24 protein-coding genes are annotated in these 26,933 nt (G+C 34.4%); 21 read left to right on the top strand and 3 right to left on the bottom strand.

Features of this window, described 5'->3' with window-relative positions:
- Nucleotides 1-25 precede the first annotated feature (25 nt).
- The 6 genes from MPR_RS11155 (at nt 26) to MPR_RS11130 (ending at nt 6,412) form a co-directional block, all read left to right on the top strand.
- On the top strand, nt 26-1,603 hold the full coding sequence (locus tag MPR_RS11155) for a calcineurin-like phosphoesterase C-terminal domain-containing protein (RefSeq protein ID WP_041892626.1): 1,578 nt from the start codon (nt 26-28) through the stop codon (nt 1,601-1,603).
- 234 nt (nt 1,604-1,837) lie between these two features.
- A complete protein-coding gene (locus tag MPR_RS18185) occupies nt 1,838-2,680 on the top strand; it encodes a nuclear transport factor 2 family protein (RefSeq protein WP_052472726.1) in 843 nt (280 codons plus the stop codon).
- Between the two features lie 101 nt (nt 2,681-2,781).
- The gene (locus tag MPR_RS11145; RefSeq protein WP_041892625.1) at nt 2,782-3,618 is read left to right on the top strand and encodes a helix-turn-helix domain-containing protein; all 837 of its coding nucleotides are present in this window, start codon (nt 2,782-2,784) and stop codon (nt 3,616-3,618) included.
- A gap of 65 nt (nt 3,619-3,683) precedes the next feature.
- Entirely contained in the window at nt 3,684-4,286 is a 603-nt protein-coding gene (gene rclC, locus MPR_RS11140) for a reactive chlorine resistance membrane protein RclC (RefSeq protein ID WP_041892623.1), read from the top strand.
- A 324-nt stretch (nt 4,287-4,610) separates the two neighbouring features.
- A complete protein-coding gene (locus MPR_RS11135; protein ID WP_041895433.1) occupies nt 4,611-5,585 on the top strand; it encodes a 3-oxoacyl-ACP synthase III family protein in 975 nt (324 codons plus the stop codon).
- Between the two features lie 119 nt (nt 5,586-5,704).
- Nucleotides 5,705-6,412: a carboxylesterase family protein gene (locus MPR_RS11130; RefSeq protein ID WP_041892621.1), complete on the top strand. Its 708-nt coding sequence runs from the start codon at nt 5,705-5,707 to the stop codon at nt 6,410-6,412.
- 135 nt (nt 6,413-6,547) lie between these two features.
- On the opposite strand, the gene rhuM is transcribed toward MPR_RS11130, so the two are convergent.
- A complete protein-coding gene (gene rhuM / locus MPR_RS11125; protein ID WP_052472724.1) occupies nt 6,548-6,766 on the bottom strand; it encodes a RhuM family protein in 219 nt (72 codons plus the stop codon).
- Nucleotides 6,767-7,254: 488 nt separating this feature from the next.
- On the opposite strand from rhuM, the gene MPR_RS11120 reads away from it, so the two are divergent.
- The 3 genes from MPR_RS11120 to MPR_RS11110 all read left to right on the top strand — a co-directional run bounded on the left by MPR_RS11120 (nt 7,255) and on the right by MPR_RS11110 (nt 11,542).
- Nucleotides 7,255-9,669, top strand: a complete 2,415-nt coding sequence (locus MPR_RS11120) for a TonB-dependent receptor (RefSeq protein ID WP_041892619.1) — start codon at nt 7,255-7,257, stop codon at nt 9,667-9,669.
- Between the two features lie 163 nt (nt 9,670-9,832).
- Nucleotides 9,833-10,783, top strand: coding sequence for an RNase H family protein (locus MPR_RS11115; RefSeq protein ID WP_041892617.1), 951 nt, complete (start codon nt 9,833-9,835; stop codon nt 10,781-10,783).
- A 375-nt stretch (nt 10,784-11,158) separates the two neighbouring features.
- Nucleotides 11,159-11,542, top strand: coding sequence for a four helix bundle protein (locus tag MPR_RS11110; protein WP_074761253.1), 384 nt, complete (start codon nt 11,159-11,161; stop codon nt 11,540-11,542).
- Between the two features lie 44 nt (nt 11,543-11,586).
- Here MPR_RS11110 and MPR_RS11105 read toward each other — a convergent pair whose 3' ends face one another.
- Complete coding sequence (locus tag MPR_RS11105) at nt 11,587-13,044, bottom strand: hypothetical protein (RefSeq protein WP_139177139.1); 1,458 nt, start codon at nt 13,042-13,044, stop codon at nt 11,587-11,589.
- Nucleotides 13,045-13,265: 221 nt separating this feature from the next.
- Here MPR_RS11105 and MPR_RS11100 point away from each other — a divergent pair, with 221 nt between their 5' ends.
- The 6 genes from MPR_RS11100 to MPR_RS11075 all read left to right on the top strand — a co-directional run bounded on the left by MPR_RS11100 (nt 13,266) and on the right by MPR_RS11075 (nt 18,183).
- Complete coding sequence (locus MPR_RS11100; RefSeq protein ID WP_041892613.1) at nt 13,266-13,838, top strand: Crp/Fnr family transcriptional regulator; 573 nt, start codon at nt 13,266-13,268, stop codon at nt 13,836-13,838.
- A gap of 69 nt (nt 13,839-13,907) precedes the next feature.
- Nucleotides 13,908-14,885 carry a quinone oxidoreductase family protein gene (locus MPR_RS11095; protein WP_041892611.1) on the top strand — a complete coding sequence of 326 codons (978 nt, stop codon included), beginning with the start codon at nt 13,908-13,910 and terminating at the stop codon, nt 14,883-14,885.
- Between the two features lie 152 nt (nt 14,886-15,037).
- The gene (locus MPR_RS11090) at nt 15,038-16,081 is read left to right on the top strand and encodes a virulence RhuM family protein (RefSeq protein WP_041892609.1); all 1,044 of its coding nucleotides are present in this window, start codon (nt 15,038-15,040) and stop codon (nt 16,079-16,081) included.
- A gap of 79 nt (nt 16,082-16,160) precedes the next feature.
- Complete coding sequence (locus MPR_RS11085) at nt 16,161-16,856, top strand: HAD family hydrolase (RefSeq protein ID WP_041892606.1); 696 nt, start codon at nt 16,161-16,163, stop codon at nt 16,854-16,856.
- A gap of 96 nt (nt 16,857-16,952) precedes the next feature.
- A complete protein-coding gene (locus MPR_RS11080) occupies nt 16,953-17,351 on the top strand; it encodes a four helix bundle protein (RefSeq protein WP_006258166.1) in 399 nt (132 codons plus the stop codon).
- A 118-nt stretch (nt 17,352-17,469) separates the two neighbouring features.
- Nucleotides 17,470-18,183 carry a hypothetical protein gene (locus MPR_RS11075; protein WP_041892604.1) on the top strand — a complete coding sequence of 238 codons (714 nt, stop codon included), beginning with the start codon at nt 17,470-17,472 and terminating at the stop codon, nt 18,181-18,183.
- Nucleotides 18,184-18,753: 570 nt separating this feature from the next.
- Here MPR_RS11075 and MPR_RS11070 read toward each other — a convergent pair.
- Nucleotides 18,754-19,230: a hypothetical protein gene (locus MPR_RS11070; RefSeq protein WP_041892601.1), complete on the bottom strand. Its 477-nt coding sequence runs from the start codon at nt 19,228-19,230 to the stop codon at nt 18,754-18,756.
- A 709-nt stretch (nt 19,231-19,939) separates the two neighbouring features.
- On the opposite strand from MPR_RS11070, the gene MPR_RS11065 reads away from it, so the two are divergent.
- The 6 genes from MPR_RS11065 to bioD all read left to right on the top strand — a co-directional run bounded on the left by MPR_RS11065 (nt 19,940) and on the right by bioD (nt 26,931).
- Complete coding sequence (locus MPR_RS11065; protein WP_041892599.1) at nt 19,940-21,877, top strand: DUF262 domain-containing protein; 1,938 nt, start codon at nt 19,940-19,942, stop codon at nt 21,875-21,877.
- A 494-nt stretch (nt 21,878-22,371) separates the two neighbouring features.
- The gene (locus MPR_RS11060; RefSeq protein ID WP_041895427.1) at nt 22,372-23,292 is read left to right on the top strand and encodes a membrane protein; all 921 of its coding nucleotides are present in this window, start codon (nt 22,372-22,374) and stop codon (nt 23,290-23,292) included.
- Nucleotides 23,293-23,466: 174 nt separating this feature from the next.
- Nucleotides 23,467-24,300, top strand: coding sequence for a hypothetical protein (locus MPR_RS11055; RefSeq protein WP_041892596.1), 834 nt, complete (start codon nt 23,467-23,469; stop codon nt 24,298-24,300).
- A 290-nt stretch (nt 24,301-24,590) separates the two neighbouring features.
- Nucleotides 24,591-25,193: a hypothetical protein gene (locus MPR_RS11050; protein WP_041892594.1), complete on the top strand. Its 603-nt coding sequence runs from the start codon at nt 24,591-24,593 to the stop codon at nt 25,191-25,193.
- 3 nt (nt 25,194-25,196) lie between these two features.
- Nucleotides 25,197-26,318 (top strand): aminotransferase class I/II-fold pyridoxal phosphate-dependent enzyme, encoded by a 1,122-nt coding sequence (locus tag MPR_RS11045; RefSeq protein WP_041892592.1) that lies wholly within the window; start codon nt 25,197-25,199, stop codon nt 26,316-26,318.
- On the top strand, nt 26,302-26,931 hold the full coding sequence (bioD, locus tag MPR_RS11040; RefSeq protein WP_041892589.1) for a dethiobiotin synthase: 630 nt from the start codon (nt 26,302-26,304) through the stop codon (nt 26,929-26,931). Before MPR_RS11045 ends, bioD begins: the two co-directional genes overlap by 17 nt.
- The last annotated feature ends 2 nt before the right edge of the window (nt 26,932-26,933 follow it).

Genomic DNA, 26,933 nt, shown 5'->3' with positions numbered 1-26,933 from the left:
TTTATAACAACATAAACCATATATAATGAAAAAAAGATTCTTTACTGTTGCCTTCTTATTTACGGCAGCATTAGCGATAGGACAGACTAGTGTTCGTGGCTATGTATTTGAGGATGCTAATAAGAACGGGAAAAAAGATAGAAGTGAAAAGGTATTAGCTGGGGTAAGTGTATCTAATGGCGTGGAGGTCGTACAGACTGATGATAAAGGACAGTATGAGCTACCTCTAACGGGAGACAATCAAATCTTTGTGATTAAACCAAGTCAATACGCTACTGTATTAGATCAATATAATCTGCCTGCCTCTTATGTAACCCATAAACCTAAGGGATCACCAATAGGAACTAAGTATGAAGGAGTAGCTCCTACAGGGAAATTACCAAAAGAAGTAAACTTTGGGCTGATCGCACAAGAGGAGTCAGCAGATTTTAAGGCTTTTATCTTTGGAGATCCTCAACCATATAGTCTAGAGGAACTAGATTACTTTAAAAAAGCAGTAGTAGATGAGGTAAAGAATAAGACAGAAGGAATCTCTTTTGGTATCAGTCTAGGTGATCTAGTAGGAGATAAATTAGACTTGCATACGCCTTATAAAGAGGTGATGAAAGAAGTGGGGCTACCATGGTATAATGTGATGGGAAATCACGATATGAACTATGAGGCAACAGAAGATATCTATTCTGATGAGACCTTTGAGAAGAACTTCGGACCAGCTAATTATGCCTTTAATTATGGCGATGCTCACTTTATCGTATTAGATGATATTCTATATCCTCACCCAATTAAAAAGAAAGGATACCTAGGTGGTTTTAGACAAGATCAATTAGACTTTGTGAAGAATAATCTGAAGTTCGTTCCTAAAGATAAGTTAGTGGTAATCTCTTTTCATATTCCATTATTTGTAGGAAACGAAAAACACTTCGATCAAGAGTCTAGACAACAGTTGTTAGATATTTTAAAAGAGCATGAGAATATCTTACTATTATCTGCACATACTCACTATCAGATGCATCAGTTCTATACGAAAGAACAGGGATGGTCAGGTATAAAACCATTACATGAGTATAATGTTGGGACAACGTCAGGAGACTGGTACTCAGGAGAGTTTAACGAGTTAGGCGTGCCTGCTTCTACTATGAGAGATGGGACTCCTAGAGGGTATGCTACTTTAGTAGTTAAGGGGAATCAGTATGAGTTAGACTATAAAGTATCGGGAGCATCAGATGATTATAAAATGGAATTGTTTATGCCTAAGGTCATTGCGGATAAGAAATCGAATAACTATCAGGTATATACAAATGTCTTTATGGGAACAGAGAAAGATCTAGTACAGTATAGAATAGATGGAGGAGAATGGAAAGAGATGAAGAAAGAAGAGAGTTTTGACCCAAGCTTCTACGCAGCAGTTCAAAAGTATGATTTGACAGAGAAACTATTAACTGGAAAGAAACCATCTCACCCGATTAAGTCATCTCATTTATGGAGTGCTAAGCTACCTTTTAATATTGGGTTAGGAGAGCATAAAGTAGAGGTGAAGGTGACAGATATGTTTGGTAGAGAACATATAGAACACAAAACCTATAGAATAGAGAAAAGTAAATAGTATAGTTTTTTATAAGGTTTAGATTCTTCATCATTATAGCGAGCTCGCTTATAATCGAATCAGAATTTAAATTAAGTGTGTTGAAAGGGCTCAGTATCGTTAGGTACTGGGCTTTTTCTGTTTGTGTAGAGTAGTTATAAGAAGACCTTCTGCTATATCTATTCTTAGAAGAATCATAAAATGTTTTCAGAGCGTTTTCTTCCTATTATCTTTACTAGACATATAAAATGAAAAATGAATATGACTAATTTAGAACTAACGAAAGCGTATTATAATTATATAAATCAAGGTGAATTTGGAGAGGATACTTACTTTAAATTATTTGCAGCAGATGTAGAAATCTTTTACCCTAAGTTTGGCTTCGGCAAAGGAAGAGAAGGGATAGATAACTTTACAAAACAAATAAAACAAGTCGTCAATTCATTAGCCTTTGACCTAGAGAAGTTTAACTTTATAGAAAGAGATAATTACGTTATTGTAGAAGGACATGAGTACGGACAATCTAGTAATGGAATTACATTTCCTAATCACAATACCTCATTTGGTAAGTTCGCCTCTGTATTTGAGTTTAGAGCCCATCAGATTATTCGTATGCATAGTTATGTAGATCCAGATCTGGCAGGACAAGATGCGTATATCTCTAGCTTGCTTAAAGGGCAGGGGAACAATATGACAGAAGAACAGATAACTAGGGCTACTGTTATTCAGTTTTACGATATATTATTAGGTAACACGAAGGGTAATATACTAGATCTTTTCACAGAAGGAGTAGATTGGGATATTCCTGGTAATGAAGAGAAGTTTCCATGGTTAGGGAAGAAAACAACGAAGCAGGAGGTAGAGAAGGGCTTCTTAGAACTGCATCCCCTCTATGTAGAGCCTAAGAGCTTTACAGTAGACTTTATTGCTGTAGATGGTGTTAATGCTACTGCTGTAGGATATCTGTCCTCTAAGATTATGAAGAGTGATCAGGTGTTCGAATCTCCTTATGTTGCGATTTTTAAAGTGATAGAAGGGAAGATTACTAAGTATCACTTTTTAGAAGATAGCTATAAGTTAGATCAGACAATGATATAGATAAAATATTAGCTAGAGAATTGTCTTATGTTCTCTAGCCTTTGTAAGTAAAGTAGTTATATAGAGTTCTTTTTTGAAACACAATTATTACGTTATTTATTATGCATTATCCTATAAAAGTAAGTACACAGCAGTTAGAGGGAGCGTTATCTCCTATAGATAAGCCTTATTATTTTGCTATTCTGATAGATGGTGAAGCTACTTTTTCTTTAGATTTTAATAGATATTCTTGTTCTGGACAGTATATCTTATTTTTATCTCCTTATCAGTTGTTGACATGGGAGAAAGTAGATATTAAGTCAATGAAGACTATACAGTTTCATGGAGACTTTTATTGTATAGAATATCACAAAGAGGAGGTAGCATGTAATGGAGTCTTATTTAATACATTATTTGATGTTCCTTATGTTCCTATTCAGCCATCTTTATTTCTAGAATTGACTCAGCTTTTTGATAAAATAGAGCAATTAGAACACCAACAGTCTGCTTATGATATTCCGATTCTCAAGACGTATTTACAATTGGTATTAGCACTGAGTAGTAAAGAGAAACAGTTGATCAATAAGAAACAAAAGACTTCAGGGCTGTCCTTAGAAGATATAGCTAGCTTTCAAGAGATGCTAGAAGAGCATTTTATGGAGTCTAGAGCGGTAGCATTTTATGCAGAGCAGTATCATTTATCTGTTGATGTGTTTAGTAAAAAGGTTAGAAAGTATTATGGAAAAACACCTTCTAAATTAATCCAAGAGCGCCTTATTTTGGAAGCAAAAAAACAACTTCATCTAACTTATAAAAGTGTAAAGGAGATAGCTAAGTTATTAGGATTTGAGGATGAGTTTTATTTTAGCCGTTATTTTAAGAAAGAAGTAGGCGTATCTCCTAAGATATTCAGAGAACAAGTAGGAATATCAGTAGTGGCAAAAAAGTCTATGGAATAGAAGGAATAGTCCATGTTATTCCTCTGCTAAACTATCTAGTTTTGTTGAAAAATAAAATAAAACCAATGAAACAAATTTTAGTATTATTTAGCAGTTTACAAGTAAAATCGATTCATTTTCTTCGTTTATCTATCTGTATTGTCATGGTTTGGATAGGAGGGTTAAAAGCTTTTCAATATGAAGCGGATGGTATCGTACCTTTTGTAACGAATAGCCCTTTTATGAGCTTTTTCTATCAAAATTCAACAAAAAAAGTATTAGATGAATCTGGCAAAGAAGTATATGAATACACTCAACATAAAAATCCCGAGGGCAAAGTAGTGCAGAAGAACATTGATTGGCATAAACAGAATGGTACTTATGTGTTTTCGTATGTTCTAGGTGCAGTGATTGTAAGTATAGGGGTACTCGTATTATTAGGGATATGGTATCCTAGACTCGGTTTTTTAGGAGGGGTATTAACATTAGGCATGTCTTTGGTCACACTATCATTTCTAATCACTACTCCAGAAGTATATGTGCCTAATTTAGGAGGTGATTTTCCTACACCTAACTATGGATTCCCTTATTTATCAGGTGCTGGACGACTAGTCTTAAAGGATATTATCATGATGGCAGGAGGATTAGTGATCGCTGGTGATTCAGCACGTAATTTGCTTTATAAGTGATTAATAGGTTTAGAATATAAAATAAAGTAAAAATAAAAGCTTAGTAATTATCTAATACTAAGCTTTTATTTTTAGAGGAGATAATAATCTTTGAAAGTGTACTATTATTTTTAATAACCGAAATGTGTGTACTAGTTAAAAAGAATTAATTAATATGAGTTAAAATATTTTATATTATTACTGTTTTATGTTTTTATTATTTATAATTATTACAATTTAAATATGCTTTTTAGGTGTTGTTTTAAATATATATTATTTTTTATTTATAAAAAGTAATACTTTTATGAGTGGTTGAAAAAAGTAATAATCAAAAAACAGTTTAATATGAAATTGAAACACACGTATTTTTATCATCCCTCTAATGTCGAATGCAATGAGGGAGTAATTAAGCAATTCGAAAGCCAAGGTGTCTCTATGAAAAAGATACAAGAAGCACTTGGTAGGCATAATCGATTTGTAGTAGCTAAAGATTCAAAGGAAACTACGGTTTCTATGGGAATTGAGGCGGCAAAAGGAGTATTAAAGCAAAGTGGTATTTCAATAGAAGAAATAGATATTATTGTCTTTGTGACTTGTACTCCAGAGCATCAGATCCCTTGTGATTCTATCTTTATACACCAAGCTTTGCAAGGAAAGAATAATACAATGTGTTATGATATTAACGCTAATTGTATTGGGGCATTTGTAGCATTAGATCAAGTAGCGCATTATCTCAATAGCAGTAGTAGAGCTAAAAATGCTCTAGTAGTGTGTTCTGATCAGTTATCTCGTATTCTAGATAGTCAAAATCCTGTAACAGCTTTTTGTTTTTCAGATTCTGCTTTTGCATTTATAGTAGAGAAAGAGACTACTACATCTGGATTAGTAGACGTCATGTATCATACAGATAGTAGTTTTTGTGATACTGTTCTGTATCCTCCTCAAGGGCACTCTTGTTCTTTATCTGATGAATTAACAATGTGGGATACATCATTTGATGGAAGTGGAAGTGTAGAGTTTGCTTTAGATAAAATAGAAGTTTTCTTAGCAAAGAACAACCTGAAAATAGAAGATATCAGTTTATTCTTATTCTCTCAGTTATCACTGAAAAACATTAAGATTATTAAATCACATTATCACTTACCAGAAGAAAAAGTACCTTTTTATTCGAAAGAGTTTGGTTATTCAGGAGCTTCTAGTCCTTTTTTAGCTTTACATCAATACCAGAAAGAAGGAACACCTCTAAAAGAAGGAGATTATTTTTTAATGTGGACATTAGGGGCAGGGTATCAGGCTGGTTTAATGTTGTGGAAATACTAAGTGTTTAGATGTTAGTTATCTAACTTTATATAAGGGTAAACTCAGTAAATGCAATGCTTACAGTGATTTTTTTGTTTTGAATTTAACAGATTACAAGTATATTTACTTTCAAAAAAACTATGAAATTTCTTACGGTATTAATCTGTCTAGTCTCATTGACGACCTTTGCTCAACCCAAAGCTATTTTGGATAAAACGACTTATCAATTTTGGTTAAACGAACCTAAAGTCGTAGAAGAAAAGAACCCTCTTATTATCTTCTTACATGGGAGAAGTCTTTCGGGAACCAATATAGATAGGGTAAAGAGATATGGTGCGTTAAAAGGAATAGAGAAGGGACTAGATATCCCTGCTTATTTAGTAGCTCCTCAATTGCCTTCTGGGCCATGGAATGCGGATAAGGTGGACGAAATCGTAAGTTATATGATCGCAAATTATAATATCGATGAGAGTCGCATTTATGTAACTGGAATGAGCCTAGGAGGATATGGTACGATGAAATATGCTGGTAAGTATCCTAATCGTATAGCTGCAGCTATTGCTATCTGCGGAGGAGGAGAAGAAAGAGATGCCTGTGCAGTGACTAATATCCCTATTAAGCTTATTCATGGTGATAAAGACTTTATCGTACCACTAAAAGAGTCTAAGAAGATAATGACTGCTATTCAAAAATGTGATAAAAAAGCTCCTGTAGAACTACAAGTTGTCAAAGGAGGTACACATGGGAGTGTAGAAGATCTATATAGACACATGGAGGTATATAACTGGCTATTACAACACGTAAAAAGTGATGTATCAGTAAGTTCAGAAAATAAAGAAGAAATTTAAGTAGGACATTTAGTTATAACATAAACAAAGCACCCAAAGCCTTTTGACTTTGGGTGCTTTATCTATATATTATTGGCTAATATCTTCGTTGTTTTTAAGATATACTCTATAAAATCTTCTTCTACTCTGCAGATGTCATCTAGTTGCCCATTGTCTAAACTTAGTTCCTTGAATGCTTTTTACCCTATAACCTACAGATATAATTACATCTAGATTATAACACTTAACAGGTTTGTCTGAATTTGCAATGTGCAAATTTTGCACATTGGTTTGTTCTACTAGTTCACCTTCTTCAAATACATTTTTTATGTGTTTGGTAATGACAGTTCTATTTTTTTGAAATAATTCTGCCATTTAGACTTGAGTTAACCATAGTGTTTCGTTCTCTAAACGGGTTTCTATCTTAGTGAAGACATCTTTTGTCTGATAAATAAGGATACTTCCATGCTCTGCCATAACATTTTTTTTTAAGTTTATAAGTACTTTATATACCACAAAAAACATACTGTAAATTAACAACTTTATATTTATTTAGAGGGCAGTTTTATGTTTTATCCTTATTGCTAAAGTCTAACGTATTGTGTTTTGATAATGGGATAATGTATTTGTCTAAGTGTACTCACTTATAGAGTGTTTTATACTAATAAGTTGTGTGTGAGTATCAATATAGTATTGTTTGTTAATTACTGTGTTTGGTAAAAAAGGTTGTATTATTTGATTTTTTAACTAAATAGCTGTGTTTGTGTTTGTTTAGTTAACTAAAAAGCTTTCTGTTTTCGATGTTTTCTATTTAGAATCGTTTTAATTTGTATGTTATTAAAAATGATTATAAATAATTAGGTATGAAAAGAATAACTACATTGATTTTTACTATTGGAGGTGTAATAGCCAGTATAGCGCAAGTGTCTACTATCAAAGGACGTATAGTGGATAGTGCTAATAAGCCAATTCCCTTTGTGTCAGTACTCGCTGAGAATAATAATAAATATGCAGAAACTAATGAGAATGGTGATTTTGTATTAGAAGCTATTCCTAAGGGAAAAGTACTGCTTAAAATTATGTCGATTGGTTATAGTAGCTTAGAAAAAAAAGTGAATGTCCATAAAGAAGAAGAGTCTTATCATTTTACGATGACTTCGGATAGTCAATTAGAGAATATTACAGTTTATGGTAAAAGTAACAAAGATGTCAAGAAATTAGAATATATCACAAGATTACCTCTAGGCATACAAGATCAAGTACTAGCTATTAGTATTGTACCAGGAGAGGTTATTAAAGAACAAGGAGCTTTAACTATTACAGAAGCTAGTCGAAATGTAGCTGGAGTTACTCAGTTTGCTACTTATGGGACTCCTTTTGAGAGTATGTCTATTCGCGGATTTAGAGGAACTCCTGTTTTGAGAAATGGAGTAGCTATGGAGTCTGACTTTAGAAGAGGGTCTGGTATCGCTGACATGCAAGGAATAGAGAGTGTAGAAGTCATTAAGGGATCTGCTGCTGTAATACAAGGTATAGGTAATGGACTAGGAGCTGTAGGTGGAGTTATTAATTTAGTCACGAAGACACCGAATTTTTATAATAAAAGGGAAGTGGGGTTTAGAACAGGAAGTTATGGACATATTCGCCCTACTGTGGATATAGAGCAAGTCTTAGATAAGAAAGAGACTTTGTCGTTGCGTTTTAATGGATCATATGAACGAAATGATGGGTGGAGAACCTATGTGAATAATAATCATTATTATATAAATCCTTCTCTAGCTTGGAAGATTAATGATAAAACAAAACTGACAGTTGAAATGGATTTTTTAGAAGGTGATTATACTGTGGATAAGGGAACAGAGAATATAGGACCTGATTATGTAAATAGATTGTATAAATTACCTCATAATAAGTTTTTAGGCTTTAAAGAAGATAATATGCACTTAAAGTCACTAAATTATGTAGCTCGTTTTGAAAGACAATTATCTGATAAATTGTCTATGCGTGTATCATCTTTAAATTCTATAACAGATACTGACTTAGAAGATTCTGCTTTAGGATTATTAAAAAGACAAAATCAAATCACAGATTGGAAAGAGTTTGAGTTAAGAGAAAGAACAATAGGTAAATCTGTAAAGTCTGATAGAAGCACTGCTATACAAGTTGATTTTATTGGAAAAGATGTGTTTACAGGTGCTCTAAAGCACACTTTCCAATTGGGGTTTGACTTCAGAGAATATAAGACTAAGACAACAAATTATGATGGATATGTTGGAGGGAAGTTATTTAAAGAAACGATTAATGTTCTAGGTGAAGTAAATAACAATAGACCTGAAGGTTTAGAGTTTAGAATGACATCTCGTAAAGGTGGTGTATTAGCAGATGAAACTTCACCAACTTATGGGTTTATGGCACAAGACTATATTCAGATAGGAGATAAGTTAAGTGCGATGCTAGGGATTCGTTATAGTCGATTAAATGGTATTAATGTAAAAGATGTAACTGTAGCTAGATGGAATCCAGCTGTAGGATTAGTTTTTAAACCTCAAGAGAATATTAGCACTTTTATTTCATACACTACAACGACAAGTTTAAAACAAGCAAATTATAAAATGGCTGATGGAGGCTTTGCTGGGGCTGCGGATACTAAACAAATTGAATTTGGATTTAAAACCAATTGGTTAAATGATCATCTAGGAGTTAATTTTACTTATTTCTTTATTAATCAGGATAACTTGTTATATGAGGTATTTGATGAGAATAATCAACGTACTAATACTTATTTAAGAGCAGGTGACTTGAGAAGAAATGGTTTTGAGTTAGAAATTAATGGAAAAATCACTAATAATCTTGAGGTAATGTTAGGTTATGCTAATCTGTTAGCTAGATATCAAGATAGCCCTAACTATGTAGATGGCTCTGCACCTATGAATACACCTGAACACACAGCTAATGGGTGGGCTAATTATAAGTTTGATCAAGGTGTACTAAAAGGGTTTTCTGTAGGTATGGGAGTTTATTTTGTTGGGAAAAGACCTGTTAATGAATATGCTAGAGCATCAGATGGGCATGGCTCTTATGAAAATGTAAGACCATTCGATATGCCAGATTATACAACATTTAATATGCAATTAGGATATACGTATAAGAATGCAAGAATAAAATTATATGCAAATAATATTTTTGATAAGTTAGGTTATAATTCATATTTCAGAGCAGGATATATTAATGAAATCGCTCCGAGAAATATTGCTGCTCAATTACTATATTCATTTTAATATTAGGTATAGAGATTAGTTTTAAACTTATTAAGGAAAAAAGGGACAAGTGCACTTGTCCCTTTTTTTGTATTTATTATAGTCTTTGTTTTTCTGTTGTTATATTTTGTTGTGATTTACTCAGAAGTCATTATCTTTAAGTACTCAAATCCTCTTAATAGATATGAAATACAAAATAGACCTATATACTCGCGTAAAGATAGATACCTCTAGTGACGCTAAGGCTTATGCTAATATGTTGTGTATAGGTGATCAATGCAAAACATTTGCAGAGGGGTTTATAGAAAACTCTCAATCTCGTATTTCGCTTATGGCTATTGTGAAGGGATTAGAGCAGATTAAAGAAGGGGCAGAAGTAACGATCTATGTGACTTCTAAGTATGTGATGAATACCTTCGAGAAAGGGTGGATATTAAATTGGAAATACAATGATTGGTTAAAAGCTGATGGAGAGCCTCCGTTGAATGTTGACTTATGGATGCGTTTTGCAGTTCAGATGGAGAGACATAAATTAACCTTTAACTATGTGTCTAATTATAAAAAGTATCCTCAACTAGTAGAGTGTAAGGATATAGGTGCTGCCATGCTATTACAACCTAATTTGTTGATAGATGAGGTATATAGAGCTTATCTAGAGGAGTTACAGTATAAATTGCACGATCTGATAAATGAACACCGTGTAGCAGAGATAGAGGTAGTATTAGATACGATAGAAGAGCCTGAAGAAGTGATTGTTTATGAGCCTGTATACGAGGTTCTAGATGAGATAGAGGATGAGCACGAAGAAGAGGAAGAAGAAACAGAAGAGAGTCAAAGCCATACTCGTCCAACAGTATTTACTAGAATGCCAAGTGATATTAAACTACTAGTGACTATACGAGATCAGTTGAATCAATACTTTGTAGATCAACCGACTAAAGTAGAGTTGCGTTCTACGGATTTATATGATGAAATACGTAAAAATAAGACTTTAAAAGAACGTTTTCCTCATCCAGTACTGTTTAATCGTTTCTTGCGTAAACAACATCAAGAAGGGGTGCTAAAACAAATTATTCCTAACTGTAAGATTGATACTTTTAATACTGATTTCTATCAGTGGTATTTTCATAGATAATTTGGGATGATTTTGTCTTGTGAAAACTTGTTTTAAATGTTTTCAGATTACTGTCATGGCTTAGTCTTGTTTCCGAAATGCTTTCAAGACCTTGCTAAAACCGTACTTTTTGGGAACAACTCGGAAAGAAAAGAGCAAATTTATAAGGCAAAAACCTTTTGAGTCATTATACCCACTGCGTTTAGATATAAATATCGGACTCTGTTTTACTTTTATTTACTCCCTTTTTTGACTTAGTTATTAATCGAATTATTGTTGTTAATGATTAAGCGCTTAGTAATCAATCATAATATTCTCCTAACGATTTGTTCATCTTGACTATCTTTAGTTGGTATTGTTTTAGATGTAATATAATGAACTAAAAAATTATTCATTATGTTAAAAAAGGAACCTAAAAAGACCTTAGAGGCTTGGGAGAAGGCAATGGACTTAGTTACTTACCTGTATAAGGAGTCTGTAGTAGATCAGAGTTCTGATCATGCAGATTTAATTGCTCATATTCGAGAGCGGGTATTAAAGATTCCATTGAGTATAGAATTATCCACCTTTGAAAACTGTATACTAAGTGATCAGCTTGAGAGCACGAGAAGGGAATGTGCTTTATTGCATACCTGTTTAATGCTGGCCAAGGATCTAGGTGTATTAGAAGAAGAGATCATAGATACTTTAATTGAAAGAATTGAGACTGTCAACGAGCTTGTTAGTGGACTTATCGAAGAGGAAGAAAATGAGTGGGATAAATTGCTCTTAAGAATATAAATAAATAAGCCCATCGTATGATGGGCTTGATTTTATAATTTAGATTAGTTACAAGACTGCACATAGTCATCTACTAGTTTTTTAAGACCTTCGAATGTATTGGTATCATAGTTAGAGAACTGAAGAGCACCACAGTTGACATATTTATCAAATAATTTTTTAGTTGTATCCTCTTTTCTAGTTCCGAAAGTAGATTTGTTACCTAAATAGATTGCTTTTTTCTGTCCTTTTAATAGAAGGTAGAAACCATCAGGTGTTTTAAGGTGGTGTAGCACCATATTTCCACCATTGTCATAATCGACTATTAAGAATTTGCTAGAGCCTCCAAATACATCTAGCTCTCCATTAGAGTTGCCCAGTCCTCCGTCATCAGAGGTAGGAGTACCGATATAACGCTCATTACCTACACCAAACTCTACACCCTCTTTTGCTTTAAAGTTTAATCTTTTTTTGTCAGTTTTGATAGCAACTGAGTTACCATAGCTACTAACATCAGCTATCCCAACGCTACCACTTATTCTATAGTCTCCATCGCGAGGTACAGATTCAAATTCAATAGTTACTAATCCAGTGTGTTTAGTTCCTTTTTTATCGATCACATACCCCTCTTGATCATAGATATTACGTGATTTTCCTCTAGCTTCTACTACATGCTTATTATATTCTTCTTGTTTTTCAGCAGTCTTAGCGTCGCGATAATCTTTTATTTGTTGAGTCATATCGCCAAATTTATAGCCGTTAGCATATAGTTTAGCTATAAACACAGGATTCGCTCTTATAGGATCTGTAGCATCCATGAAATAGTTAAGGTCTGTTATATCAAACTGTTTGTCATCATACGTAGTCAGCGTAACTCCTCTTTTAGCGTTCATTGTTTTTGTTTCGTCATAACTCACTTTAGCGATAACATTTCCTTTGATATCAGCTATTGTAGCTTCATGTGAAGAGTACGCTTGTTTAGTTGTTTTTGTATTGATAAAACCTATTTTGTCAGCCCCTTGCATGATGCTTGCATCATCTGTGACATTGATATTCGCTTTCTTTAAAAGAGCAGTTTCTTCTGCTTTTTCAGCTTTTCTATCACCATCTATTTTATTCCATTTTTCAGAAATTTCTTTATTAGAAGATTGAAACAATTCGGTTGCTCTTTCAGAGTTAATACCTTCCTCTGTGATCAGACCATCTGCAGAAAAGTATACTGCCATAATAGCTTGTTTCTCTTTACTTAGTGTAAATGGAACATTTTTCATCTCCATATCCTGTACGTTTCCATTTTCTCCTTTAAGTTGTAACCAGAAGTTGTTGTTAGCGCTGCTTTTCACTTCTGCCCAAAAGGTAGTCTTATCATCTAAACTAGTGAATTTATAAACAACTCCTTTTCGGTCAATCTTAGCGATTTCTTTTTTATTAATTGTTACAATTCCTTTTTTGACATTGAAGTCTTGTGCTTGTACTCCTATAGCAGCCATAATGACTAAGGATGTGGTAATGTAATTTTTCATAGTGTAATATTTTTTTACAAATTTAAGTTATTTTTGTGATTGTTAAGTTGGTAATCATTTGAATGATCTAATTTTTTATGTAAAATGAGTGGTTGTTTGATTTATTTTTAGAAAATTATTTAATACTGTAATGCTGATGCTAGTTGTTGTTATAAGTGCTAAATTAGCTTTTATGATACCCTAATAAGTTTTAATTTTAAACAGTAGAATTATCAATAGTTATGTTCGAAAAAGTAGATAAAGATTCTTTACTTAGCCAAGAGTTTATCAATAAGTATAAACCTTATTTTAGAGAGGAAGTGTATCCTGCAAAAACAGTATTGTTAGAGGAGGGAGCGATAGCGAATAAAGTATTTTGGGTAAGCAAGGGATGTCTGCGTGTTTGGATTAATAAAGATGGACAGGAGGTGACTTTTCAATTCTTTTTAGAGAACAGTATGGTTTCTTCTATTGAGAGTTTTTGGAGGGGAATGCCTAGTAAATTTACTCTTGAGACGATAGAACCTACAGTGGTATGGGTGGCTGATAAAGAAGATATCAGACCATTATTAGAAGACTCTTTAGCTACGCCAGAGTATAGAGATCTGTTTATAGATGTGATTTTTCAGCGAACATTCGACTATGTGAATCACAGCTTATCTTTTGTACAGTCAACCCCAGAGGAGCGTTATCTTAAGCTTTATGAGAGTAGACCAGAGTTGATACAACGTATTCCACAGCACTATATCGCTTCTTATATAGGAATATCTAAGGTTCACTTAAGCCGTATCAAAAGCAAGCTGCTAAAGTCCTAATTTGATAACATTTGTTATCGATATACACGGTTGCTATCCAATACTTTTGTCTCTATAAAATAAAGAGATATGAAAGCAGTAATTGTAAAAGAAAAAGGACAGAATCCTGTATATACTACCGATTTTAAGTCTGTAGAAGTGAGTTCATCAGAAGAAGTGTTGATGAAAATCAAGGCAGTTTCGATTAAGAATCTCGATAGAGCTATCGCTAGTGGCAAGCATTATTCAGTAAGTACTAAACCTTTTGCTCCTTTTGTTATCGGAACAGATGGAGTAGGTGAGCTTCCAGACGGGACGATGGCTTACGGATTTGGCTTACAGGGGATGTTAAGTGAGTATGCCATCGTAGATAAGAATCAACTAGTACCCTTACCTAAAGGAATTGATTTAGCAATGGCAGCCACTATGCCTAATGCCCTTATGGGGTCTGTGATCGCTATGGTAGTCAGAGCAAGGTTACAAAAGGGAGAAGTAGTGCTGATCAATGGAGCTACAGGTGTCACAGGGCAAGTAGCTGTACAAATGGCCAAACATTATGGAGCGAGTAAAGTAATCGTGACAGGGCGCAATGAAGAAGCATTATCCTCATTAAAGGAACTGGGAGCAGATGAGGTGATCAGTCTGCATCAGAATAAAGAAACTCTAGTAACAGCATTTAGTCAAGTACATCAAGAAACACCTATCGATGTAGTGATCGATTACTTATGGGGAGATAGCGCTTCGGCTATATTGACCGCATTAAAAGGTAAAGGCAAGTATCAACATAGAACTCGTTTTGTCAATGTAGGAGCGATGTCTGGTGATATGATGGAGTTGTCTTCTTCTATACTGAGGGGAACGGACATTATGCTATTAGGATCTGGAATAGGCAGTTGGACAGATGAAGAGATGGTTCGCTTCTTTAAAGTCTTATTACCAGAAGCTTTTGACTTAGCAGTAGCAGGGAAGTTACGCCTTGAGACAGTGAGTTATCCGTGGCAAGAGATAAGTGAGGTATGGGATATGCCTCTTAGCAGTGGAAAAAGATTGGTGATGATAACAGAGTAATTTTTTAGTAGAATATAAAGATACGCAAATATAGAAAAGCCCATCACATGATGGGCTTTTGCTATTATTTAGAGCAATGTATTTAAAGAGTAAGTGTATAAAATAGAGTAGATTGCGAAGTATTGATTAAGTACTACTTACAAATATATACTATGAAAGAAGAGAGCAACGTTTCGAATTTTCTGTTTTATCAGAATAAAGAAGGTAAAACAAGTGTTCAAGTTATAGTTGATAGTAATCAAGAGACTATTTGGGCGTCACAAAAGACAATGAGTGAGATATTCGGTGTAGATAGAAGTGTTATCACAAAGCATATTGCTAATGTATTAAAAGACGGTGAATTAGAAGAGGATTCAGTATGTGCAAATTTTGCACATACTGCCTCTGATGGTAAAAAATATAAGACTAACTTCTATAATTTAGATATGATACTATCTGTGGGGTATAGGGTTAATTCTGTACAGGCAACACAATTTAGAAAGTGGGCTAATGGAGTATTGAGGGAGTACTTGATAAAAGGGTTTGCGTTAGATGATGAGCGCTTAAAGCAAGGACAACAATTATTCGGCAAAGACTATTTTGAGGAATTAGTAGAACGTATTCGTGAGATACGTAGTAGTGAACGTCTTTTTTATCAGAAGATTACAGATATTTATGCAACATCTATTGACTATGATCCTAAATCGAAAGTTACTCAAGAGTTTTATGCAATAGTGCAGAATAAATTACATTGGGCGATTCACAATCATACAGCTGCCGAATTAATAAAGAAAAGAGCTAATTCGAATCAGAAGAATATGGGATTGACATCTTGGAAGAATGAGAAACAAGGAGGAAAGATCCTGAAGAGTGATGTAGTAGTGGCTAAAAACTATTTGAATATAGAGGAATTGACAGAGTTGAATAGAGTAGTATCAATGTATTTGGATTTTGCAGAGAATATGGCTAAACGCCAAAAAGCAATGAAAATGGCTGACTGGATAGATCGATTAGATGCGTTCTTATCTTTTAATGAATATGATGTGCTCAAGGACGCAGGCAAAGTCTCAGCGATGGTAGCGAAGCAGATGGCAGAAGTAGAGTATAACAAATACCGTACAGTACAAGATTATGAGTATATGTCTGATTTTGATCGATTCGTAGAAGAATCAAGACTATCTTATGGGATAAGGAATTATAATGAAGAACATCAGTAGAATAAATGAAGAAAGACAAAAGTCTTTTTAGAATCGCTAGTCAATCTTTATATTTGACAAGGATATAAAGAAATAGAATATGAGTAAAGATATACAGGTCATAGCATTTGATGCAGATGATACACTTTGGAATAATGAGATATACTACCAAGAGACAGAGCACGCTTTTTGTGAGCTTCTAAAAGATTATTTACCAGCAGCAGAAGTGTCTAAAGCCCTTTTTGCAACAGAGATGCGAAATCTAGACCGATATGGTTTCGGAGCGAAGAGTTTTTTATTGAGTTTATTAGAGACGGGAGCTCAGATTACAGGAGCTCAAATGACAGATGTATTAATGCACCGCATCTTGGGGTTGGGACATGAACTGATCGATAAGCCGATCACTCTTTTAGATGGAGTAGAGGAAACACTAGATCAACTAAATGGCAACTATAAGCTAGTACTAGCGACTAAAGGTGATTTATTAGATCAAGAGCGAAAACTAAAGAATTCTTCCCTATCTAAGTATTTTGACCATGTAGAGGTGATGAGTGATAAGCAGATATTGGATTATGGAAATTTAGTAAGCAAGCTATCTTGTCAACCTCAGGAGTTTATGATGGTAGGAAATTCAGTTAAGTCTGATATTATCCCAGTTTTAGAACTTGGAGGGGCGGCACTACACGTTCCTTTTCATGTGACTTGGGCACACGAAGTCGTAGAGGAAGAGCTAGTTTATGAAAACTATAGACAGTTAAAGAACATCAGAGAAGTAGTAGACTACTTGAAATCATAGTCTATATTAACTCAAAACATAACAATTTCTTCACATAGAAATGCTTTCTTTGGTATTGTAATGGTAGGAGTATAGTTAATCTATAAACTATTTGTTATGAGCTTTGTGAGTGTATATCAGCGAGATGCGATGTTGATTAAATCATTAGAACTAAAGTTAACAATCTATAAACTAACCTTAGAGAACTTTAAAGAGGATCATCTAGGAGCGATCGCTAAGATGAGAGAGATTAGTGGGATGATTTCTTTGTATATCGGTTTGGGATTAAAGAGTCAGATAGAAGAAGATTTTGTTTGTTACTTAGACGATATCTCTCACTGCTGTATGACTTTAGAGAAACAGATTTTGCTCTGTGGGCAGTTAGGATTTTTAATCAATGAAGACATCGTATCCTTATTAGATTTAAAGAATATCATTTTCGATTTTGTAGGAAAACAGTTGTTCGAAAGTAGAACAGCGAACTACTATAGGCTGTTACACTATCGATTTACCTAAAAATAGAGGTCGTAATAAACATAGAGTTTTATATCTGTTTATAAAAGAAAAAGCTTGTATTACTACTCTAGATATTTGTAGCTTTGGCCGTATCAATATTTTGTTAAGCAGCATATACATGAGTACAATTACATTTATCGACAGTGCCTATCCTAAACCCCATCTGTTAGAAGAGTTTGTTTGGGCAGGTCGTTTAGACGAATCAGGCAAACTGTGGTTTGACCTACACCTAAAGTCAAAATACTACTATCTAAGCGAAGGAGAAGAGTATATAGAAGATGAGGAAGAGGACTTCGACGATGATGCAGAGTATACCAGTATGAGCGAGTGGCAGTCTAGAATCGTGTGGGATAATTATCATCAGTGTACTTTGTCTTCTACCTATTGGTCAGATGAAGGGGGACTTCTTCTTTCTGATGGGACCACACCTTTTAGTTTTGATTTATTAGATAATAGAGAGTTTGTACTTAATCCGCTTCCTTTAGCAGATGATATGTTAGAGTCTGAATTGGCTTTTGGTATCTACCTACTAGGCCATGACCTTTCGGCGAATCATACCATTAGCTTTACACCATTGGCTAATAAGCATTATGCTATACAGTGGTCAGGGGTGATCGCCCTAGCGTATGGTGGGTTTTATGATTATATCCACGAGTTTAAAGCAGATATTACAGAGAGCAAGTTTGACGGTTTTTACTTTCCTACGACTTGGACTTTAGAAGAAGCAAAAAAGCGATTCGAACAAGTATTGAGTAATATTGATCAGTATGAGTTTATAGATATTAACCCTAAGAGTAATAAACGAGAATATAAGCTAATGCTTAAAGAGTAAATGAGAAGAGCTACTGATGAGGTAGCTCTTTTTGTTTAAATGCGAATGAGTCCGTAGTGAGTCCGTTATGAGTCCGTACTGTCTCCGTTAAAACAGGCTTTTTAACGGAGACAGTATGGATTTATCATACGCCTTATCCTTATTCATTCCTTAGAAGGTATAAAAAGAGTTACTTCTTTGTTGTTCTTTAGTTCAAGATACTGAATGCTTTGCTTTTCTGATTATTTGTTGTTAGCTTTCAAAGCTAAACCAACCTAAACCAAGTTTTGAAGAAACAGATCGTAATCATATTTTCTCTGTTATTGATGTTTTATAGTTAAAAGAAAAATTCAATTTATTTTATAAGACAAAAGCCCTAATTAAGGGGCTTTTGAAATTTGTTCAGATAATCGTCTAAGTAAATATTAATGTAGTTTACCATCAATAGGTATTAGGTATTGGTAAGGTAAATACTGATAAACTAAACTCCCTATGTCTTTTCCTCTTTTCCTCTTTTCCTCTTTTCCAACAATATAAAAAGAATTACTTCTTATATATGTCACATCATAAGGCTAGCTATTAGTGGATGTTTTAATATAATGCCTTGTACATAAGTATATCTTTGTATTTGATTATTATCATAACATCATTGCTTTTCATTGTATTAAAGCCTTCAACATCATTAAAAAGATTAGTCTTTAAATCATTATACCGAATCTCAAATTCAGAAAGATCTATTAAAGAATCAGCGATAATGAATTTATAATAACATTGTTTATCTATAATAACTCTATGTTTGAATAATTGTAGTATTCCATAACTTTTCAAATAGCTATAGTTATATGTGTAAACATAAAAATCTTTTTTCATTTGATTTACGAAAACAAGTTGAGGTTCAATTGTTTCTATGAAAGTTTTATTTGTTATAGCTTTTTCTTTTGGAACACTATTTATTTTTTGATTTTGAATAAAAAAACCATTAGGATCAATAAGAATTGAACTAATAAAGTATATTATTAGAACTAAAGCGCTATATGAAAATATTTTTAGTTTTTTATTTGGTATCATTTTATTTAGTTAATAGATTAATTGTTAATTTACCATCAACAGGTTCTTCATTGTTTTACGCTCACTATCTTCGAAATATGAATTTGGTCAAAAGTAGCTGAATCAGCAACATTAACATTATTTGTACAGTAATTTATAAGATTAGAACAATTCTCGTTTAGTTGTTTATCTTTTCATTTTGATAGGTAAATCGACCTTCTTCTACTGAAAAACATGTCCAATCCTTTTTGTAATACCCTTACCATTGTATTGATACTTATAGTCTTTCATTAAAGTACCATTCTTCTAATTATACTTCTTATGAGCTAATCCAAAAGGATAATTGTTTGTTTCTTCTATAATCTCATTTGCTTCAATTATATTATTTTTACTCTTATAACTATAAGACAACCTTAGATTGTCTAGATGACCTTTAAATTGATACGCATAAGTATTAGTCTTAGCATTTAAAAAGTTTTCTGCTGTAGGTAAAAACTCCTTTCTCTGTTACTCTCTTCTGTGTTTTCTCTCCTGAGGGAGTATAAAGATACTCTATTTTACCAGGCCCAAAATCAATCTCAACAGGTAAATTTAAGTGATTGCACTTAATATTAGTTGTTTTTTTGTGTTTATCACTTGTTAAACTACTATCCTTAATTATAATTCATTAGCCCATCTATGTGATATTGTCTACTTTTGCAACCCTTAAAAATAGGTAAGCACTTATAGTATGAACATTATCACTTTCGAAGAAGTATTTAGAGGTAAAGTCTTTCGTATTCCTGATTATCAGAGAGGTTACTCGTGGACGAAGAAGGAGTTAGAAGAATTGTGGGGAGATTTGAACAATACTCATCACAACCGCAATGCTTTTCATTTTACGGGTATTCTTACGGTGACTGACTTCAGCAAGTTTGATACCGAATGTATTAGACGCGAAGGGTTTGTGGTAAGAGGAGGAAAGTTAGTGATAGAAGGAGATAGCTATGAAGGCTTTAATATTGTAGATGGGCAACAACGTCTGACTACGATATTAATATTGTTATCAGAATTGGTGATGGCACTGGAGGATAGCCCACTCAAACAACGACTTACAGAATACTATTTTAAGGTTAAAGAAGCAGATGGTTATCGCTATATTTTTGGGTACCACGTAGATGTGCCTTCTCATAATTATTTAATCAGAGAGATATTTAACGATACTGATTATGAGGCAGAAGAGACCGAAACCTTATACACGCATAATTTATCTTTCGCAAAAGCATTCTTTAGTGAGCGAATTAAAGACTTTACACAAGTTGAGTTGGTTTTTTGGATAGAGAAGCTGACTAAGCACCTATTGTTTTCGATATTAAACTTAAATGAGTCTAAGGAGCGCCCATTAGACGTGTCTATGGTATTCGAGACGCTAAATTTTAGAGGGAAACAATTATCAAGTTTAGAACGTCTGAAGAATAGAGTGCTTTATATCGTCTCTAAGCAATTGACAGTTGCGAGTACGATAGATCGCAGTCGTAAGAAAGTTAATCAGAGTTGGTTAGAAGTGTATAAATGGCTGGGGCGAAACCCTACACAGGCCATGGATGACGATGCTTTTTTGAAAGCGTTTTGGTTGTTGTACTTCTCTCATTCTAAGATGGTATCTACAGATTTTAAGTCTTATCAGAAGCATTTGTTTACCATCGACTTTCAGCTAGATCAACAGGAGATGGGAAGCGTGAATTACGCTGATTATAGTGAACTTACCCAATGGCTAGAAAGTATGCGCAAGGCTGTAGCGCTGTGGTATTTTATTAATAATCCTTATGCTGTAGACACAGATGAAGACTTTGTGTATATGATTACTCCTGCGATACAGAAGTCATTACTAAGACTGTCTAATTTCCCTAGAGGATACGGTAAGTATATGCTTAACCTAGTATTGGCTGTATTGATGAGAGATTTGCCTGTGAAGGAAGATCATGGACTATCAGACTTTGAACTACAAGAACGTTTGGTTAGTATAGAGCGTTTGTTCTTTGCGATGGAACGCCATAATATCATGTGCTTTTTACTACAGGGAAACAACTCTACGCTAAATGTAGAGGATACTTTCAGAGATATTAATTTTTACTATCTACGTGGACGTGCGCATAATAATGAATACTTGTTCAATGTGTTGATGGAGAGTAGAGTAGAGCACTTCCGATGGAAAGAGGTGATTCGTCATATCCATAAGGGAGGACGATTTAAGACTTGGGCAGGGTTAGACTATTTCTTAAAAGGCATAGAAGAGAGTATGGGAGGTTTATTAGAACAGACCGAGCCTAAAGTGTACTTAGTCTATCCAGAGGAAGATGATTATGAAGTAAGAAGTACGTATAAGGATATTAATACTATGCAAAAGGTCAATCGTGACCGTTATAGCCATTCGATAGGGAATATGTTTTTAGCATATAACCGCTATGAAGCGAACCCTTTTGACAAGATACAACACAAGGTACAGAATGCTGTAAAGCATGAGTATCGAGTAAGTAAGTTAGAGTTAGACCTTTTAGAATACCCTAATTGGACGAAGGAAAATATTGAAGCGAGAGGACGTAAGATGATGGAGGCTTTCATTGAACACTGGGAATTACCAATGATTCAAGAGACAGAGATGAAGAGATTGTTACTAGATGAAGTGTGATTTTAATTAGGAATTTAAAATTAAGAATTAGGAATGTGTGTGCCTTCTGCATGTGGTTATGTGGATTGTATATAGGTACACGAAGTCGGGAGACTTCGTGTAGCGGTATATAGGGCACGGATTGCCAAATCCGCGCCAACGCAGGTATTGTGGTTACAGAATCGAAAGGTATATTTACGCAATACGTATAAAGTAGAGACGTCAATATTTTGCGTCTCACGTTTTGTTGGCACACAATGGTTATGTACACGAAGTCGGGAGACTTTGTGTAGCGAAGTATTACACCTATTCAGATACTTTATTATGTCTGCTAATGCTATGTGAAGTATCTTTTGACTTTGTATAAATGACTTGTACTTCTACACACTGTGCGAAGTCTTTTGAATGGATATAAAAATTACAATATATCTCACGTTCAATATAACAAAAAGACAAAATTATATAAGCACTTTATGCTTGAGTTCAATTAATTTTGCTTCAAATAAGTAATGAAGATGATGAACTTAGCACATAAACCAACTGTATATCACTATATTTTAGCATTTGTATTCATACTACTGATGGTGTGTGGAGCAGTGTATTTTCAGGATCCAGAGATTGTATTACCAGAGATAGCAGCGCTAGCTGTGGGGCTATGGGTATTCCAAGAAAAAGCATGGCTGAGACAGCCTGATAAGATATTTATTCTTCCTTCACTAACAGCGTTAATGGGGTTTGGGCTAAATATGTTAGCTATTCCTTATATCTCTAAGCTGTTAATTGTATTGCTACTGATGTTAGTACTGATGAAAGTAATTAATTATAGTTTGCCTCCTGCATTAGCTACAGGTTTTCTTCCTATTGTGACTAATGCTCATGCGTGGTCATTTATCTATGCCATATTGGTAACTACTTTTGTCTTGATGATTGTGGTGTATGCACTAGATTTAAATAAAGGGATTGACTCAAAAGGGAAGGTCAATACGAAAATGATGTATCCCTATCTCTTGATTAATCTACTGTGGATGGTAGTAGCTTATTATTCAGGTAACCAGCAGATGGCGGTTATCCCTCCTATAGCAGTAGTACTATACGAATCTTTAAATATGAAGATGTATTCACTGAAGATTATGGTTAAGCAAATCGCTATTCTTACATTAGCTATTAGTATAGGAGTGGTATTATATCAGTATATCGAGAATTGGTTGGTGCTCGCGTTTCTATTGTTGATCATGATGTATGGTTTGTCTCAACTATTTCAGATGCGAGTGCCTGCAGTATATGCGTTTCCATTTTTAGTTTATGTATTTCCAGCAGAGAAGGTGATGAGTTTGCCTATCGCTACTTTTGTTGTAGCAACATTTTCATTTGGAGCAGTTTATATTTATAGAACATACTTATCTACTAAGGTAACAACTCAGCCTGTAGACGAATAATTCGCTGATAGATATACTAAACAATTGATTTATAAATGAAGTAGTTTAGACCCTAAATCAGTAGATATTGCACAGCTAGTTACCTATAAAATTGATGACAAATAGAGAAGAACTCTTCAGTATAGATAGGTCTTTTCTAAGAAAAAGAGTACTTTTAGATAAAGTAATGGATGTATGTTACAAGATAGGATTACTCAGCTCTGGGTAAAGTTGTTTGGAAGGCGTATTGATATCGCCGAGATGCCTTGGATAGAAGGAGTCATTGGTGATAAAACGATTATAGATAAGTCTTATATTGACAGATTAGCTAGTCAGTATGACGTGATTATTAATCAGGCTGGAAGTGGACTTATAGAAGATATCAATATACTAGATTTTACTGTATCAGAGCGCAATAGACTAGATCTACAGATCATAGATTTCTACACCCATACATCAGATTACGACTTTGAGGTCTGGTGTGAGTGGAAGGGTGTTTTTAAACCCTTCGGAACCTTATTAGGATGGTTGTTTAGTAAGAGATTACAGCAATTGAACATTCCAACCAATACCATTATTTTTTCGAAAGGGCTAGAAAGTGAAATAATAAAACTTCAGAAAGAAGAACAAACGGTTTGGACGATTTGGTATCGAAAGGTCAAAGAAACAGGACAAACGTTGTTCTCGGGTATTTATACTCATGCTTATCTTCCTAGTAAAAATAAAGAATTGTTTAAAGTGGTTTTTCCGTTGCCCAATGGCAATGCTATAGTACTACTCAATCAGGAGGTTAAAGAAGATGGAAGTTTACTCTTACAGAGCAATGGTAAGCAATTTGGCGATGTAGGTTTTTACTTTTATGTTACGAATCACAAAGGAAAGCATTGGGTGAAATTTGTAAGGGCTTTACATGAGAGTCTACATATCTATGTAGGTACAGATGGAAAGATATGTACAGATCACAACTTTAGTTTTTATACTATTCCTTTTTTAAGACTCCACTATAAGATACAACGCAGGGAGAAGTGATTAATCTAGTGTATCTTCTCCATTATAAACTCAGTCTGTAGACGAGTAATTAATCTTCTTCATCTTACTATCTACAGTTATAAACCGTGTAGAATAGCTGATACATACTAGTTAAAAGGCTTTTTTAGCAAGGGATAGGCTCGTATTAGGTACTGATATATCACGGAGATAGAAGAGGTACTATCTTCTCGGTAGAGTGTATGATAGTATCCGGACTAGTATTTATCTTAAAAGTGGTCTTGTGGTGATCCAGTTAGTCCTTCTAGTTTTGTGGCTTAAACGAACACAAAATGGAACAACTATTAGAAGTAATCGTAGCGAGCGATGAGCTACACAGCAAATGGCTAAATGCCTTATCCTTTATGGAGAACACAGGGGCGAGGAAAATATCCGCTTGTGAAAATCCGTATCAAGTTACCTTTTTACAATTAAAGCATGCGACAGAAGAGCATAGGCATGCTTATTACTTAAAAAAACAAATTAAGAAACTACAAGTTTGTTTTCCTGAGCACTATGATACCACTAATCTATTAGCACCTGTTCAGACTCAACAGTATCTACAACGATTAGATTTATTCTGCGTTCGATATCTAAAAGAATCACTTGGACTTCATGGAGGACCTTTAAAATTCGCTGCTTATCTATTGGTTACGTACGCGATAGAGGTACGAGCGGACAAACTATATCCTATTTATCAAGGTGTTTTAGATCGTTCTGGTTCTAAGGTCATGGTCAAATCAATTATAGCAGAAGAACAAGGACATCTAGAAGAGATGATTTCTCAGTTAGAGATGTTTTCACCTGATTGGCAATACTATGCTGATATCATTGTAGAGTATGAAGAATCGCTTTGTCAAGAGTGGATGGAGGCTATTGCTAAAGCGATTAATTAAGGCATGAATACACTACCTTATAATCTACAGCGACGACTCTCAGAACGACTTCACGACAATAACTATAGACGTTTACAGCTTAGGGATATAGAAACAATAGACTTCCTATCGAATGACTATTTAGGATTGAGTAGAAATAGTGTTTTTCGGCAAGGTTTATTAGATATGGTAGTAGATAATCCAACTCTGTTAAGTGGAAGTACAGGATCTAGATTAATCAGTGGGAATACGAAGGAGGTAGAAGAAGTAGAAGAGTATATAGCAACTAGGCATAGCGTAGAGGGAGCACTTCTTTTTAACTCTGGTTATCAGGCTAATCTAGCTCTATTAGGTAATCTACCTACGCCGAGAGATACTGTGATTGTAGACGAATGGATACATCGGTCTGTACACGATGGATGTCTATTGTCAAGAGTAAGAAAGTGGAAGTTCAGACACAATGATTTAGAAGACTTAGAGCGCTTACTTAATAAAGCAACAGGAGATATCTACATAGCCGTAGAGAGCCTATATTCTATGGATGGAGATTTAGCTCCCTTAGAGGAGCTAGTAGAGTTGGCACAGCGTTATGGCGCTTACTTAATAGTAGATGAGGCTCACGCTATAGGAGTATACGGCCTAGGTAGAGTACATTCTCTAGGATTACAAGCTGGTGTATGGGCAACTCTCGTGACATACGGTAAGGCGATGGGAGTACATGGTGCTGCTGTGCTGGGAAGTAAGATGTTGATAGATTCTCTGATTAACTTTGCTTCTTCCTTTATTTACAGCACAGCGCCTAATGCTTTGATGGCCATGAGTATTAAGCTTGCGTACCTTTTTATAGAGAAGCATCCTATGCTATCACTACAATTAGAAAGTGTTATCAAGACTTACGCAGAAGTCGCCCCAAAAGGCATTGTACTGACTCCAAGTCCTATACAGGTGATTAGTCTTAAGGGAATTCGAGATATTCCAAGTTTTCAAACAGACTTACTACAACACAATCTTAGTACTTATATCGTTAAGGCACCTACTGTGGCTAAAGGTACAGAACGCATAAGAATCTGTCTCCATGCTTTCAACACAAGAGAAGAAATGAATCTATTATTTGAAATTATAAAAAGAAATGACACAACCCCTTAAACTATTTGTAACTGGTATCGATACAGGAATTGGTAAAACAGTTACTTCTGCTATTCTAACACATTATTTTAAGGCTGATTACTGGAAGCCTATTCAGTCTGGAGACCTTCATGAGTCAGACAGTATGAAGATACAACAGTGGAATGAGAATGTGACTATTCATAGAGAAAGATTTAGGCTGCAGTTACCCGCTTCGCCTCATGAATCTTCAGCTAAAGAAAATGTTGATATTCAATTGGCCGATTTTACACTACCTGACACTGCGAATAATCTCATTGTAGAAGGAGCAGGGGGATTGTTTGTTCCGATTAACTCTTCTACTTATATGATTGATCTGATTCAATATTTAAAACTTCCTGTCGCGTTAGTCACTAAAAATTATTTGGGGTGTATTAACCATACAATGTTATCGATAGAAGCATTGAGAACAAGGAATATTCCTATTGATTACCTTGTGCTGAATGGAGCGTTTAACCCTTATTCATTGGAGGCGATAAAGAACTTCATAGACAGAGATACACAATTAATACAGATACCCACATTAGCAGAGATTACTAAAGAAGCAGTTATGTTAACAGCACTTGAATTAGCAAGTGATTCATCACAAAAATAACA

The sequence above is a fragment of the Myroides profundi genome (assembly GCF_000833025.1).
GTDB lineage: Bacteria > Bacteroidota > Bacteroidia > Flavobacteriales > Flavobacteriaceae > Flavobacterium > Flavobacterium profundi_A.
The sequence above is the reverse complement of the archived record's forward strand: the minus strand, read 5'-3'. Positions and strand labels throughout refer to the sequence as shown.

Coding starts and splice junctions, on each gene's coding strand:
- MPR_RS11155 (WP_041892626.1), top strand. CDS start 26: ATGAAAAAAAGATTCTTTACTGTTGCCTTCTTATTTACGGCAGCATTA.
- MPR_RS18185 (WP_052472726.1), top strand. CDS start 1,838: ATGAATATGACTAATTTAGAACTAACGAAAGCGTATTATAATTATATA.
- MPR_RS11145 (WP_041892625.1), top strand. CDS start 2,782: ATGCATTATCCTATAAAAGTAAGTACACAGCAGTTAGAGGGAGCGTTA.
- rclC (WP_041892623.1), top strand. CDS start 3,684: ATGAAACAAATTTTAGTATTATTTAGCAGTTTACAAGTAAAATCGATT.
- MPR_RS11135 (WP_041895433.1), top strand. CDS start 4,611: ATGAAATTGAAACACACGTATTTTTATCATCCCTCTAATGTCGAATGC.
- MPR_RS11130 (WP_041892621.1), top strand. CDS start 5,705: ATGAAATTTCTTACGGTATTAATCTGTCTAGTCTCATTGACGACCTTT.
- rhuM (WP_052472724.1), bottom strand. CDS start 6,766: ATGGCAGAATTATTTCAAAAAAATAGAACTGTCATTACCAAACACATA.
- MPR_RS11120 (WP_041892619.1), top strand. CDS start 7,255: ATGAAAAGAATAACTACATTGATTTTTACTATTGGAGGTGTAATAGCC.
- MPR_RS11115 (WP_041892617.1), top strand. CDS start 9,833: ATGAAATACAAAATAGACCTATATACTCGCGTAAAGATAGATACCTCT.
- MPR_RS11110 (WP_074761253.1), top strand. CDS start 11,159: ATGTTAAAAAAGGAACCTAAAAAGACCTTAGAGGCTTGGGAGAAGGCA.
- MPR_RS11105 (WP_139177139.1), bottom strand. CDS start 13,044: ATGAAAAATTACATTACCACATCCTTAGTCATTATGGCTGCTATAGGA.
- MPR_RS11100 (WP_041892613.1), top strand. CDS start 13,266: ATGTTCGAAAAAGTAGATAAAGATTCTTTACTTAGCCAAGAGTTTATC.
- MPR_RS11095 (WP_041892611.1), top strand. CDS start 13,908: ATGAAAGCAGTAATTGTAAAAGAAAAAGGACAGAATCCTGTATATACT.
- MPR_RS11090 (WP_041892609.1), top strand. CDS start 15,038: ATGAAAGAAGAGAGCAACGTTTCGAATTTTCTGTTTTATCAGAATAAA.
- MPR_RS11085 (WP_041892606.1), top strand. CDS start 16,161: ATGAGTAAAGATATACAGGTCATAGCATTTGATGCAGATGATACACTT.
- MPR_RS11080 (WP_006258166.1), top strand. CDS start 16,953: ATGAGCTTTGTGAGTGTATATCAGCGAGATGCGATGTTGATTAAATCA.
- MPR_RS11075 (WP_041892604.1), top strand. CDS start 17,470: ATGAGTACAATTACATTTATCGACAGTGCCTATCCTAAACCCCATCTG.
- MPR_RS11070 (WP_041892601.1), bottom strand. CDS start 19,230: ATGATACCAAATAAAAAACTAAAAATATTTTCATATAGCGCTTTAGTT.
- MPR_RS11065 (WP_041892599.1), top strand. CDS start 19,940: ATGAACATTATCACTTTCGAAGAAGTATTTAGAGGTAAAGTCTTTCGT.
- MPR_RS11060 (WP_041895427.1), top strand. CDS start 22,372: ATGATGAACTTAGCACATAAACCAACTGTATATCACTATATTTTAGCA.
- MPR_RS11055 (WP_041892596.1), top strand. CDS start 23,467: ATGTTACAAGATAGGATTACTCAGCTCTGGGTAAAGTTGTTTGGAAGG.
- MPR_RS11050 (WP_041892594.1), top strand. CDS start 24,591: ATGGAACAACTATTAGAAGTAATCGTAGCGAGCGATGAGCTACACAGC.
- MPR_RS11045 (WP_041892592.1), top strand. CDS start 25,197: ATGAATACACTACCTTATAATCTACAGCGACGACTCTCAGAACGACTT.
- bioD (WP_041892589.1), top strand. CDS start 26,302: ATGACACAACCCCTTAAACTATTTGTAACTGGTATCGATACAGGAATT.